This window comes from Lawsonibacter faecis (genome assembly GCF_014287675.1).
Classification (GTDB): Bacteria; Bacillota; Clostridia; order Oscillospirales; family Oscillospiraceae; genus Pseudoflavonifractor; species Pseudoflavonifractor faecis.
The window spans coordinates 94448-106629 of sequence record NZ_JACOPQ010000011.1; the positions used below are offsets into that span (position 1 = coordinate 94448).

Genomic DNA, 12182 nt, shown 5'->3' on the forward strand with positions numbered 1-12182 from the left:
TCAGTCAGTCTCCTTTTCGTCCCTGTCTCCCCGCAGGTGAATATAACCCCGCGCGAGCTGCTTCTCTCTCCGGGCAGGAAGCGTGTTCTCCTCCGCCAGAGTCAGCGCCCGCTGGGGACAGACCCGCACGCAGGCGGGCTCCAGTCCCGCCTTCAGCCGCTGGCTGCACCCGCCGCACTTGCTCATCAGTCCCTCGGAGTCGAACCGGGGGACGCCGAACGGACAGTTCATCGCGCAGCTGTGGCAGCCGATGCAGAGGCTGCGCTCCACCAGCACACGGTCGGTCTCCCCGTCCCGGTAGATGGCGCCGGTGGGACAGCCCGCCATGCAGGGGCTGTCCTCGCAGTGGCGGCAGGCCACGGAGCGGTAAAGGAGGGGGAGGCCGGGCTCCTCCAGCTGGTAGACGCGCCGGAAGGGCGGCTGGCCTGCGGCGCAGTCGATGTCGTTCTGGTCCATGCAGGCCACCACGCAGGCCCCGCAGCCGCCGCACAGGCCCGGTTCGAAGGCGATGAATCTGCTCATGGATTGGTCCCTCCGATCTTATCCACACGGCAGAGCGACGAGCGGTAGCCCGGAAAGCCGGATATGGGGTCCAGATAGTCCGCGCTCAGCAGAGTGTTGACATCCGCCGCCGGGAAGCCGTGGTACATATGTACCACGCCGCTCTGCGTCATGCGGGTGATATTGGCGCCCACCTCAATGGACCCGCAGGGTGTACTGATGCGGATGGGGTCGCCCTGGGCGATGCCCAGCCGCGCCGCGTCCTCCGGCGACAGGTCCGCCGAGGGGAAGCCGGGCCGGAGGCTGCTGGTCCAGGGCATCCGGTAGGTCCTGGAGTGGACAAACATCGGCAGGCGGGAGCCGCTGCTCAGGACCAGGGGATACTTCTCCGCCAGCTCCGGCGTGCGCTCCCGGCTGTGCCTGGGCGGCGTATAGACCGGCAGGGCCTCGCAGCCGGGGGACTCCCCCAGCTCCTCCAGCAGGCTGGACTTGAACTCAAACTTGCCCGTGGGCGTGTGGAAGCCCTCGGTCAGGTACTTCCGCTCCACCTTGGGCGTGGGATTGGGCACCGGCATGCCGCCGGGGTGCCGCTTCAGCTCCTCCACGGTAATCCCGCTGGGGGCGAGGATATAGTCGATACCGGCCTCATAGCCCGCCCGAAACAGGGGGTCGTCCAGCTCCAGCCGCCGGGCCAGCTCATAGATGATGTCCACGTCGGAGCGGGAGTCGTGAAGGGGCGCTATGGCGGGCTGGGTGAGGATGATATAGCCGCTGCCGTAGCAGCGCAGCTCGCTGCGCTCCACGGAGGTGCAGGCGGGCAGCACCAGATCGGCATATTTACAGGTATCGGTCAGGAACAGCTCGGTGTTGACGAAGAAGTCCAGGTGGGAAAGACTCTCCAAAAACGCCTCCGGCGCGGGCCACATACGGTGGTTGAGCCCGAAGCCGACCAGGGTCTTGACCGGGTAGGGCTTCCCCGTGCGCAGCTGGGCTGGCAGCGCCATGGCCTGCCCCTCCTCGTCGATAACCCGGGGCCAGACCGGGAAGGCGCCGCTTCCAATCCGCGGGGCCATCTCCGACCAGGGGCGGCACTGTGTAAACTCCGTCTCCCGGGTCGGGATGCGCCCGGCGGAGTTGATGAAGCTCACCGGCTCCATTCGGTTCCCGCCGGCCACGTCCAGGTTCCCAGTGAGGCCGATCAGCTGGAACACCGCGCGGTAGTTCTGCACCCCGTTGGTGTGGTGGACAATGGAGGCGGAGCTGTACAGAAGAGCGGCCCGGCGGGCGGACGCATACATCCGGGCCGCCCGGCGGATGAGGTCGGCGCTCACGCCGGTCATCTGTTCGCCCACCTCCGGCGGGAAGGAGCGCACATAATCCCGGTACTCTGCAAAGCCGTAGGACCACCGGTCCACAAAATCGTGGTCGTAGAGCTCCTCCTCAATTATGACCTGCGCCATGGAGAGGGCCAGCGCGCCGTCCGTTCCCGGCCTGGGACGCAGGTGGAGGTGCGCCCGGGCGGTCGTGGGGGTCTCCCGCGGGTCCACCACAATCATCCGCGCACCCCGGTCCAGCCGGGCCTGGATGTCCCGCGCCTTGTGGACGTTGGCGTGGAAGGGATTGATGCTCCACAACAGCAGCAAGTCCGCATTGGAGACGTCCGCCTCGGCCTGGTGGCCGTACACCAGCCGCTGGGCCATCAGCATGGCGGAGTGGCAGGAGCTGGCCTCGGTGAGGTAGTTGGGGGAGCCGTAGCTGTGGCACAGCCGCTTGAGATAGGGGCGGTAATACTTCGCGTAGCCGGAGTAAAAAACCGCGCTCTCCGGGCCGTAGCTGTGCTTGGTCTCGTTGAGATGCCGGACCGTCAGGTCCAGCGCCTCGTCCCAGGAGACGGGGCGGAATTTTCCGGACCCCCTGGGGCCGCTGCGCAGCAGAGGCGTTTTGACGCGCTCGCTGTGATAGACGTACTGCCTGGTTGCGGCCCCTTTGGAACACAGCGTCCCCCTGTTCCGGGGGTGCTCCGCGCTGCCCTCGGTCTTGCAGATCACGCCGCTACGGTCCACGGACAGGTCCAGCCCGCACAATCCGCTGGGGTCGCAGATGGCACAGATGGATTTTCGTATCTCGATCCCGGTCTCGACGCCGGGAATCTTACCTTTTTCAAGCTCGGTCACGTCCACGGCTGTACCAACTCCTTCTCCAAGTCCCGCAGCAGTAAATTTTGCTCGTCCGGTATCTCAGGGGGCTGTCCGCCGGCGCGCAGCGCCTGCCGGAAGAGCGCCTGGCGGGCGGGTCCCGCCACGGCGCCCCCGTTCAGCAGATTCACGCCGGTCAGCCTGCCCTTTGTCCAGAATAACTGCGCGAAGCTGTCCCCGCGGCTCATGCAGCGCACCTGATCATAGCTTCGCACGGAGCCCGCCCCCAGAAATTCCATGTCCATAAAATGGGTGATGTTGTGCAGCACGTTGCCGGGGTAGGGGGTCTTGACACCCGCCAGATTACGTCCCGCCGTCCGGCCCTGCCGCCGGGCGTTGGCCAGCAGGCCGATAACCATGCTTTCCCCGCTGAGCAGCTCCCGGCCCTGGGCCGCGTCCCCCGCGGCGTAGAGCCCCGGCGCGCTGGTGCGCATATACTCGTCCACCAGAAGCCCCCTGTCGGTCTCCACCTGGCCCGGACGCAGGAAATCCAGATTTGAGCGCACGCCGATGCACACCACGGTCAGGTCGCTCTCCAGCCGCTCTCCGCTGGAGAGCACGAGCGTTCCGTCCGGCTCCAGCCGGTCCGCCGTCACGCCCAGGCACAGCCGGACGCTCCTGGACTCCAGCCGCCGCTCCATCTCGCGGGCGCATTCCGGGGATGCGGCCCCGGGCAGGATGTGGGGCGCAAGGTCCGCCAGCGTCACCCGGCAGCCCCTGGCGTGGAGCAGCTCCATCACCTTGACCCCCACCATGGAAGCGCCGATGACGGCGGCGCTCCGTGGCGGCTGCTCCTCCAGGCGCCTGCGCAGGCGCAGCGCATCGTCCATGGTGCGCATGAAAAAGACCGTCTGCCGGGTCATTCCGGGGGTCCGGGGCAGGATGGGGGAGGCGCCCGTGGCGACGAGGCACTGCCCGTAGGACACTGTCCTGCCTGTCTGGTCCCGGATGACTCGTCCCTCAGCGTCCAGGTCGGCCGCGCGGAAGCCCTCCCAGATCTCCGCGTCCAGCTTCGTGCGCAGGTCCTCATTGCGCCCAAAGAGAAACATCTGCTCACGGGAGATTTTGCCCCCGGCAAAATAGGTGGTAAGCATCGGGTTATAGGCGGGCCAGCGCGTATCGCTCAAAACGAGGATGGGCCGCTTGTCTCCGCAGGCGCGGAGCGCCCGGATGCAGGCGAGGCCTGCGCAGCCGTTTCCGATGACGGCCAGTTCCCGGTATTCCATTCCCCTACCCCCTAATGACGGACGACGGGATGGCGGGGCGCCTCGCCGCAAAGGACCCGGAGGACCTCCTCCGCCACCATGATGCCGCAGCGTTCAACCGCCTGACGGGTGTATGCCCCGCAGTGGGGGGTGAGCACCACCCGGTCCAGACCCAGCAGCGGGTCCCCGGGTAAGGGCGGCTCGCGCAGGAGGGTGTCCGCGGCGTAGCCGCCCAGCACGCCGGAGAGAATGGCCCCGCGGACGGCGTGTTCATCAACGAGCTCTCCCCGTGCCGTGTTGATGAGCAGCGCCCCGGGCCTCATCCGCGCCAGAGCGGCGCGGCCGATGATCCCCCGCGTCTCCGGTGTGGCGGGGACGTGGAGCGTGAGGATATCCGAGCCCTGGAGCAGCTCCTCCAGCGGAACGTAGGGGAAGCCCACCTGCGCCGCGAAGGTGTGGTTGGGCAGAATGTCGCACGCCAGAACGTTCATCCCCAGCGCTCTGGCACGCCGGGCGACCTCGCTCCCGATGGTCCCTACGCCCAGAATGCCCAGGGTGCGTCCGTACAGCTCCGTACCCATGGGGCGCTCCCAGCCGCCGGACTGGATACACTGGTTCTGGCAGGCGATGCTGCGCGAGAGCGTGAGCATGAGGCCCAGCGCCAGCTCGGCCACCGAGACGGCGCTGGCGCCGGGGGCGACGGTGACGGCGACGCCGTGTTCCGCCGCGGCATCCAGGTCCACATTGTTGTAGCCCACGCCGTTGCGGGCGATGATTTTCAATGTAGGCGCCCCGGCCTCGACCACCCGGCGCGTCACGCGGTCCACGCCCACAATCAGCGCGTCGACCCCCGCGACAAGGCCGGCCATGACCTCCTCGGGCATATCGCCCACTCCGATTTGCACCTTGATGCTGTGTCCGGCCTGCTGCAGCATGGATACGGCGGTTGCGCAGCTGGCCACCGAACGGGTGGTGATGAGTATGTTCGCCATTGCTCGTTATCCCTCCTCCGGCCGCCGGGCCGTCAGTTGATCACCCAGCGGGAATCGGCCTTATCCACTATGACCCGGCGCAGCTCGTTCAGAAGCAGATAGGGGGTCTTTTTCAGCGTGTCGGTGGTGGCGCCGGCCAGGTGGGGCGTCAGCGTTACGTTGTCCAGGCCCAGCAGGGGATGACCCTCGGGCAGCGGCTCCGTCCAGAAGACGTCGATGGCCGCGCCGCCTATTTTCTTCTGCAGGAGCGCGTCCACCAGAGCGGACTCCGAGATGAGGCCCGCCCGGGCGGTATTGATGAGGTAACAGGTGGGTTTCATCAGGGCGAACGCCCGCTCATCCAGCAGTCCGCGGGTCTCCTCCGTGAGGCGGGCGTGAAGGCTGATGAAATCGGACTCCCTGCACAGCTCATCCAGGGAGACCGCCCGGCCCCCCGCCGCCACAATCTCGGCGGGGGAGACGAAGGGATCGCAGACCAGCAAATCCACCTGAAAACCGGAGAGTTTCCTGGCGAGGAGCCGGCCGATCACGCCGAAGCCGACCAGACCCACGGTTTTGCCGGCTGCGTCGCCCATGAAGGGCGAATTGACATATTTTTTTCTCCACTCACCGCGCATAAGCGCCGCGTGGCCCCGGGCCACGTTGCGCAGCTCGGACAGCAGCAGCGCCATCGTGAAATCGGCCACGGCCTCGGCGTTGCGGCCCACAGTCTTCAGCACCTTGATGCCCCGCTCCGTGGCGGCGGCCACGTCGGCGTTCTCCGTTCCGGCCCGGCACACGCCCACATACCTGGCGGTGGTGGCCTCCAGAACCCGGCGCTGGATGGGGGTGTGGTGCGTGATGATGACGTCCGCGTCCCGGGCGGCGGCGGCGATTTCCTCAGGCGGCCTGCCCGCCTGAGGGCCGAGCTTCTCCACCTGGCTGCGCAGGTACCAGAACTCCTCCTCACTTTCGGGAACCCAGTCCACCCGGGCCACCTGTGACTCCGATCCAAACACCTCATAGACCGCCTTTTCAAGCGCTTTAGAGGAGATCATGGGGTCTCCCACGACACAAAATTTCATTGCTTTGTCTCCTTCCTCTCCGGCTCGTGTTCCGGTGGCTGCGGGTCACGCCCCGACAATTTGGATATGCGGCAACTCCCTCAGCTCCTGCTCCAGCTCGTTCAGGCAGGGGGAGATGGACACGCGCATGCCCTGGTGGCTCATGGCGGCGGCGATGGCCGCCTCGATCCGCTCCAGCGGGGCGGCATGGGTCAGGACGGGCGCGACGCGGATGCGGCCGGAGGCGATCAGCGACAGGGCCAGGGCGTTGTGCCGCGGCGCGGAGGAGAAGGCGCCTATCACGGAAATCTGGCGGTAGTGGGCCTGGTTGAGGTCCAGCGACACCATGGAGTCGTCCTTCGGTAGGCCGGCAAACATGCACACCCTGCCCATCCTGCCGGCCATCTCCATTCCCATCACGGCTGCCTGGGCGCTCCCGGCCGCGACGATGACCACGTCCGCGCCCCGCCCGTCCGTCAGGTCCCTGACTGCCTGGACGCAGTCGCACGCATCGGAGGAGAGGTAGGCGTCAAAGCCGTAGCTCCGGGCCAGGTCCAGCCGGGCGGCGCTGCGGTTGATGAGGAATACCTTCTCCGCGCCCCGGCTGCGGGCCGCCTCCGCATGGAGGCAGCCCAGCGGGCCTGCGCCGATGACCGCCACAGTCTGACCCAGCCTGATATCCAGAAGCTCCTGGGCGTTCAGCACGCAGGCCAGCGGCTCGGCCAGGGAGGCCTCCAGCCAGGACAGGCCGTCGGGGAGGAGATTCAGATTTCCGCCGCGTACGGCTGCCTCGGGGATGAGGACGTACTCGGCGAAGCCGCCGTTGTAGTGCTGGGAGATGGTCTGGCGGCGTCGGCACATATTCTGCCAGCCGGACAGGCAGCAGCTGCAGCGGCCGCAGCCCACGCCCGGCGTGACCGCCACCCGCTGGCCCGCCTGATAGCCGGTCACGTCCGGGGCCGTCTCAATAATTTCGCCCACGGTCTCGTGGCCCAGCACGGTGGGTCTGGTGATGGCGGTATGCCCGTGGCGGAATGTGCGCATATCGCTGCCGCACAGGGCGCAGGCCTTGACGCGGACCAGGACGGTGCCCGGCGTTACCCGGGGCGTCGGAAGCTCCTCGACCGCCATCCGGCCGACGCCGCGGTAAACTGCTGCTCTCATGGCGCGTCCCTCACTGCCGGAAGGTCAGCACCCGGGCGGGATTGCTGACCAGCATGTCGTTAATGGCGTCGTCCGGTACGCCCACCTCCCGCAGCAGGGGGACAAAGCGCTCCAGCAGATAGGACACCCCCAGGACGGTGCGGTCCTTCTCCTCCATATAGCCGCGCTGGTAGCTGGCGCGGCCCGCGTCCATTGACAGCAGGATTTGCTTTTGAAAGCCCTGGTCCACCAGCCACTTCAGGTTTTCCGCATAGAGGGCGTCGGGGAAGTACTTGGCCCGGTCGGGGCCGTCGTAGCAGATGTTTACACCGGTCTCCATTATTTTTTTGTGATAGTACTTATCCGGATTCTTATGGACGTGGCAGAGCATGACGTGGGAGAGGTCGGCCCCGTACTCCCGGAGCAGGTTGGCCGTCTCGTAGGCCATGGTGCCAAGCTGTGTATGGACGGAGATCGGGCAGCCGGTGCGCTGCTGGGTCAGGGCGGCCGCCCGGAGCGTCTTGTACTCGAATGCCTGGATGGCCCCGTAGCTGGTGCCCGCCTTGATGATGCCCGCCCTGGCCTCCACCCGCTGCACCACGGGTCCGTTGTAGCTGTGGATATCCAAACCCTCCTCCACCTCGGCGGCCAGCAGGTCCACGCAGGTGTCGATCTCCCTGACGGTGGTCATCCAGTGGACCGGCACGTCGTAGAAATCGGCCTTGTGGAAACCGGTGGTCAGGATCAGGTTGGCCTTGCCTCGGTAGGCCTCCGCCACCTCCAGAATTTTGGGCACGTTGCGACCGCAGCCCAGGGAGTCCATCAGGACCATGGCCCTGCCTCCGGCGGCCAGCCAATAGCCGACCTCCTTCTTGGCGGCCTCCACGGAGTCCATCACAAAGTCGGGGTCCCGGGTCTCCTCTCCGCCAGAGCGGATCAGATGCTCATGGGAGTCGCAGACGCCCAGCTCCTCCGGCGCGATGTCGCCGGTCAGCGTGCGAATAAACATAAAACTCCTCCTTATTCCTGGTGCAGGATCCGGGCGCGGATCTCTGCCTCGATGGCCTTCTCGTCCATTAAATTTTTCAGACCGATGATGACGGTCCCGGCCTCGGCGGCCTTGTCAAAGCGGTCGGCGAAGTTGGCGGAGCAGAAGATGACGTCGTATTTCTGCCCGGTGGCCTTCGCATCCCCGATGCTGCAGTGGGTGATGGAGACCGGGACGCCCAGCTTGTCAAAGACGCGCTGGATTTTAATCTTGATCATTTGGCTTGTGCCGATTCCGCTGGCACAGGCGCAGATGACTTTCAGCATGACAAAGACTCCTTTCTGTAGGAGCCCCTCTGTCTCCGGAGGGGCTCCCGTGGGCTCAGCGCTCTTCCTCGCCGGTCATTTCGCAGTACTTACCGTAGTCCTCCGCAATGGTGAAATAGGTGCTCTTATGGCGGCGGTACTGGATCTGGGGAATGACCAGCAGCGCCGCGACGCAGACGGCAAGGCCGATATAGCCGGTGTACTTCATCAGCGCGCCGCCGGCGAGCCAGACGGTGCTGATGTCGAAATTGCCGTGCCAGCCGCCGTACTGGGCCAGGCCGAAAAAGCTGGCGCACACCGCGCCCAGAAGCACCTGGATGAGGCCGGAGCAGAACGCGGTGGCGACCACGGCCTTCATGCCGCCCTTGCGGTGGGCGAACAGGGCGAAGGTGGCGTTGTCGAAGAAGACCGGAATAAAGCCCGTGATGATGAGCACGGGGCTGCGGAAGATAATGAGCCCCGCGATGGCGATGAACTGGCCGATGGCGCCGAAGAGGAAGCCCAGGGTGACGGTATTGGCGCTGCCGAAGCCGAATGTGGCGGCGCAGTCGATGGCGGGCATGGAGCCGGGCAGCAGCTTCTCGGAAATGCCCTGGAAGGAGGTGGTCAATTCGGCGACGAACATCTGGACACCCAGCTTCAGAATGCTCAGGTAGACGGCGAAGTTCAGCGCCTTTTCAATGATGTAGAAGCCGAAGTTCTGGTTGCCCGCGAAGCTGGTGTCGATTTCATGCATCAGGTCCTTGCCCAGAATGGCGATGATAATGCCGAAGAACAGGAGCATCAGCGTGCCGGTGGCGACCACATTGTCGTCGAAGATGGAGAGGAACTTGGGCAGCTTGACCTCCTTGGCCTCCTTGCCGCTGGCCCGGCGCTTCTTGTCATGCCTGGCGAAGGCGCAGCCGATCTTGTCCGCCAGCCAGACGCCGATCATCTGCTGATGCCCCACTGCGAAGCCGGCGCCCTCGGTCAGCTTCTGGGTCGGTTCCACCGTGAGGTTGGAGGCGACCGCCCAGTAGGAGCCCAGCAGGATGCCCAGCAGAATAATCAGCGGCACATCCCGGATTACGGGGAAGCAGAACAGCATAATCCACAGGGCGGTGGCCGACTGCTGCACCATGATATGGCCGGTGATGAAGACCGTACGGACCTTGGTCCAGCGGCGGAAGGCCACCAGCAGAAGGTTGAAGATAAACGCCACCAGCAGCACCACCATGGTGTTGGAGGAGGCGCGGCCTACGCTCTCGATGGCGGACCAGGCGGCGTTTTGACCGAAGTAGGGGTCGATAACCACGGCGGACAGGTCAAAACGTGTGTTCAGACCCGACAGGATGGGCCGAAAATTGCTGGTCAGTCCAGCGGAGCCAACGTTCAGGATGAGATAGCCCACGGTGGCCTTGACAAAGCCGGCGAATGCCTCGTATACGGGGCGGCGAAGGAGCAGATATCCGATAAAAACAATGATGCCGACGAAAAATGCGGGTTTCGTCAGGATGTTGGTCTGGAAAAACGACCAGATGGTTAAAATAATATCCATTTACTCTCCATTCCCCTTTTTCATGTTTTCGGCTCAGATGCCAAAACGTTCCGTCAGTTCACATAGGTCTTCCGGGGTCTTCGCTTGACAAAGGGCGGCTATAACCTCCTCTCGTTCCACCAGCGCCATGATGGCCTGCAGATTCTCCAGATGCGCGTCCTCATCCACCGCCGCCACGGAAAAAAAGAGCCTGGCCCGCTCCGCCGGGTCGCCGCTGAATGCCACGCTTTTGCGGCAGATCATCAGACTCACGGCAGTCTGATGGACCAGTTCTTTTGCCGATGCATGAGGCAGGCAGACATCGGGGCAGATTACGATATAAGGCCCGTATGCCCGAACCGCCTCGACGATTTTGTCCCCATAGGCCTGGTCCACCGCTCCGCAGCGGACCAGCGGCTCCACGCCGGCGGCCAGTGCATCCTCCCAGCGTTCAAACCCCTCATGGAACACACAGCGCTCCTGTTTGATTAAATCCCGCAGCATCCTGCGCCCTCCCAACCTTGGTGTTTTTTAATGTATCCTGTCGAATTGCCTGAAATAATTGTACACAACATATGGATATTTGTAAATATAGATGAACATATATTCTTAATTTTTGTGAATGATTCGTTGAAGCGATAGTATATATTGAGATAATTTGACTTTGACAGCTGATTTAAGAGCGTTTTTGAAGTATATATGAATGTGTGTTCGTATACGAGGACGTTTCCTGGAGGGCTCAGGAGAACCGGTCATGGAAACGCAGAAGCGGAGACCACAAATGGATGCGGTCTCCGCTTCTGCGTTTGGATACGATGCAATTTCCGGCACAGGTATTGTCTCTGCGCCAGTTCAAAACAGGCCGGCCTCACAATTTTGTGTTGGGCTGGCCTGTTTTGAACTGGCGGTAGATTATCCTAATTAGAGTAAGTACTGGCGGCCTGCTGTATGCATAATCGCCCTGGTGAATAAAATTAAACCTTCCCCGAAATGACAGTATTAGTTTTCAAAACAAAGCAATTCATTGTTTCCCAAGCCACATATGCCATAGTGGCTTGGAGGAGGATAAGCGAAGCACCCCTATTTCGTTGAATCGGCACCGACATTAAAATCCTGACGGTATTTCATGGGGGCTTGACCGTATTCCTTCCGGAAAGCAGTGGAAAAATGGCCCGGGTTGGAAAAACCCAATTGTGTGGCGATGGCCGCGATGGAAAGGGAAGTGGTCTCCAGATAGCGCTTTGATTCCTCTAGTCTCAGGTATTCAAAGTACCTCTTGGGCGAGGTGCTCAGTTCCCGCATAAAAATATTGCGCAGGGTCCATTCCTCCACATTTAAATAGCGGCAGAGCTCTTTGACAGAAAATCTGCCGATGTTTTCTCGCATATAGAGCAGGGCGGAGTTGAGGAGGCGGTGGGTTTGGCCGCGGTCGGCCTGCTGAACCATGCGGCATGAGGTGTAGTAAAGGGCCTGGAACAGAGCGGCGGCGGTTTGAAGGCGTTCCTGCTTGAACTCCTCCAGGGCGTCGGTACAGAGCTTGGCGCCGGCCTTGCTCAGGGTGAGGGGGTAAACATGGTTGGGAATAAGACGCAGATGGGTGGTTTTGAACTCAATGAGCCAAAAATTCCACTTAGGGCCGGAGCAGCGGTAGTAGAGGTTGCGCTTTGCATTGACCACCACAAGGCTGTTGGAGCCAACCACGAGCGGCTCGTCGTCCACGACGAAGTGACCGACGCCCTCCATCGTATAGATGAAAAAGTATTTGTCGGGGATGATGATGCGATGGTTAATAATGTAATCCTTTTCGGTGAAGAGCTTATAGATGGACCAGACCGCCATTGGCTCGGTAAACTCCCACTTTTTTGTCACATGCATGTCTTGATACATAGCTGCTCCTTCTTGCGTTTTATATAAGTGTTATTTTTATTGTAATTTGTGCCGGCGAGAAAGTCAAGAAGTTGACAAAACGGCCCCTTCTTCCAAGCCGGGACACCATGTAAACTCAGGCAATTTCAACAAATGGCATTCTAATAAGCGATTTTATATAATTGTCATGTGTTTAATGCCGGTTTAACGGGGAAGTATGTCTATCCTGGTGATTTTGCGGTCAATATTCCTGCGGTCGGCAAAAAAAATGGACTGCATACACCGAATACGGGGTATCAACGGCGGAGGAGGCTCGACAGGTTTTTGAATTTGTTCGGTGAGCGATTTTGTGCAATCTTACAAATTTATCTGCGGAAAGTACAGAAACAGTGCCAATTCAAAAAGCA

Annotated in this window: 12 protein-coding genes; 1 reads left to right on the forward strand and 11 read right to left on the reverse strand. The window is 62.5% G+C overall.

Annotated elements, in window-relative coordinates:
• From H8S62_RS13585 to H8S62_RS13630, 10 genes are read right to left on the reverse strand one after another with little or no spacing between them, the layout of a single operon-like run.
• Nucleotides 1-522 carry a 4Fe-4S dicluster domain-containing protein gene (locus tag H8S62_RS13585; RefSeq protein ID WP_155145812.1) on the reverse strand — a complete coding sequence of 174 codons (522 nt, stop codon included), beginning with the start codon at nucleotides 520-522 and terminating at the stop codon, nucleotides 1-3.
• Nucleotides 519-2681, reverse strand: a complete 2163-nt coding sequence (locus H8S62_RS18570) for a molybdopterin-dependent oxidoreductase (RefSeq protein WP_186919833.1) — start codon at nucleotides 2679-2681, stop codon at nucleotides 519-521. Before H8S62_RS18570 ends, H8S62_RS13585 begins: the two co-directional genes overlap by 4 nt.
• A complete protein-coding gene (locus H8S62_RS13595; RefSeq protein ID WP_186919835.1) occupies nucleotides 2672-3922 on the reverse strand; it encodes an NAD(P)/FAD-dependent oxidoreductase in 1251 nt (416 codons plus the stop codon). Before H8S62_RS13595 ends, H8S62_RS18570 begins: the two co-directional genes overlap by 10 nt.
• 11 nt (nucleotides 3923-3933) lie before the next feature.
• Nucleotides 3934-4893: a phosphoglycerate dehydrogenase gene (locus H8S62_RS13600; RefSeq protein ID WP_186919837.1), complete on the reverse strand. Its 960-nt coding sequence runs from the start codon at nucleotides 4891-4893 to the stop codon at nucleotides 3934-3936.
• Nucleotides 4894-4925: 32 nt separating this feature from the next.
• On the reverse strand, nucleotides 4926-5957 hold the full coding sequence (locus H8S62_RS13605) for a 2-hydroxyacid dehydrogenase (RefSeq protein ID WP_155145804.1): 1032 nt from the start codon (nucleotides 5955-5957) through the stop codon (nucleotides 4926-4928).
• A gap of 45 nt (nucleotides 5958-6002) precedes the next feature.
• Nucleotides 6003-7100, reverse strand: coding sequence for an alcohol dehydrogenase catalytic domain-containing protein (locus H8S62_RS13610; protein ID WP_186919839.1), 1098 nt, complete (start codon nucleotides 7098-7100; stop codon nucleotides 6003-6005).
• A 10-nt stretch (nucleotides 7101-7110) separates the two neighbouring features.
• Nucleotides 7111-8088 carry a phosphotriesterase family protein gene (locus tag H8S62_RS13615; RefSeq protein ID WP_155145800.1) on the reverse strand — a complete coding sequence of 326 codons (978 nt, stop codon included), beginning with the start codon at nucleotides 8086-8088 and terminating at the stop codon, nucleotides 7111-7113.
• An 11-nt stretch (nucleotides 8089-8099) separates the two neighbouring features.
• Nucleotides 8100-8393 carry a PTS sugar transporter subunit IIB gene (locus H8S62_RS13620; RefSeq protein WP_155145798.1) on the reverse strand — a complete coding sequence of 98 codons (294 nt, stop codon included), beginning with the start codon at nucleotides 8391-8393 and terminating at the stop codon, nucleotides 8100-8102.
• Nucleotides 8394-8448: 55 nt separating this feature from the next.
• Nucleotides 8449-9930: a PTS ascorbate transporter subunit IIC gene (locus H8S62_RS13625; RefSeq protein ID WP_155145796.1), complete on the reverse strand. Its 1482-nt coding sequence runs from the start codon at nucleotides 9928-9930 to the stop codon at nucleotides 8449-8451.
• 33 nt (nucleotides 9931-9963) lie between these two features.
• Complete coding sequence (locus tag H8S62_RS13630) at nucleotides 9964-10413, reverse strand: PTS sugar transporter subunit IIA (protein WP_186919841.1); 450 nt, start codon at nucleotides 10411-10413, stop codon at nucleotides 9964-9966.
• Nucleotides 10414-10663: 250 nt separating this feature from the next.
• Between H8S62_RS13630 and H8S62_RS13635 the strand changes: the two genes are divergently transcribed.
• Nucleotides 10664-10834 (forward strand): hypothetical protein, encoded by a 171-nt coding sequence (locus tag H8S62_RS13635; protein ID WP_155145792.1) that lies wholly within the window; start codon nucleotides 10664-10666, stop codon nucleotides 10832-10834.
• Nucleotides 10835-10989: 155 nt separating this feature from the next.
• Here H8S62_RS13635 and H8S62_RS13640 read toward each other — a convergent pair whose 3' ends face one another.
• The gene (locus tag H8S62_RS13640; RefSeq protein ID WP_155145789.1) at nucleotides 10990-11796 is read right to left on the reverse strand and encodes an AraC family transcriptional regulator; all 807 of its coding nucleotides are present in this window, start codon (nucleotides 11794-11796) and stop codon (nucleotides 10990-10992) included.
• Nucleotides 11797-12182: the final 386 nt, after the last annotated feature.

Bases quoted from the DNA above. Each gene is read 5' to 3' on its own strand.
- H8S62_RS13585 (WP_155145812.1), bottom strand. From the start codon at position 522: ATGAGCAGATTCATCGCCTTCGAACCGGGCCTGTGCGGCGGCTGCGGG.
- H8S62_RS13595 (WP_186919835.1), bottom strand. From the start codon at position 3,922: ATGGAATACCGGGAACTGGCCGTCATCGGAAACGGCTGCGCAGGCCTC.
- H8S62_RS13600 (WP_186919837.1), bottom strand. From the start codon at position 4,893: ATGGCGAACATACTCATCACCACCCGTTCGGTGGCCAGCTGCGCAACC.
- H8S62_RS13605 (WP_155145804.1), bottom strand. From the start codon at position 5,957: ATGAAATTTTGTGTCGTGGGAGACCCCATGATCTCCTCTAAAGCGCTT.
- H8S62_RS13610 (WP_186919839.1), bottom strand. From the start codon at position 7,100: ATGAGAGCAGCAGTTTACCGCGGCGTCGGCCGGATGGCGGTCGAGGAG.
- H8S62_RS13615 (WP_155145800.1), bottom strand. From the start codon at position 8,088: ATGTTTATTCGCACGCTGACCGGCGACATCGCGCCGGAGGAGCTGGGC.
- H8S62_RS13620 (WP_155145798.1), bottom strand. From the start codon at position 8,393: ATGCTGAAAGTCATCTGCGCCTGTGCCAGCGGAATCGGCACAAGCCAA.
- H8S62_RS13625 (WP_155145796.1), bottom strand. From the start codon at position 9,930: ATGGATATTATTTTAACCATCTGGTCGTTTTTCCAGACCAACATCCTG.
- H8S62_RS13630 (WP_186919841.1), bottom strand. From the start codon at position 10,413: ATGCTGCGGGATTTAATCAAACAGGAGCGCTGTGTGTTCCATGAGGGG.
- H8S62_RS13635 (WP_155145792.1), top strand. From the start codon at position 10,664: ATGGAAACGCAGAAGCGGAGACCACAAATGGATGCGGTCTCCGCTTCT.
- H8S62_RS13640 (WP_155145789.1), bottom strand. From the start codon at position 11,796: ATGTATCAAGACATGCATGTGACAAAAAAGTGGGAGTTTACCGAGCCA.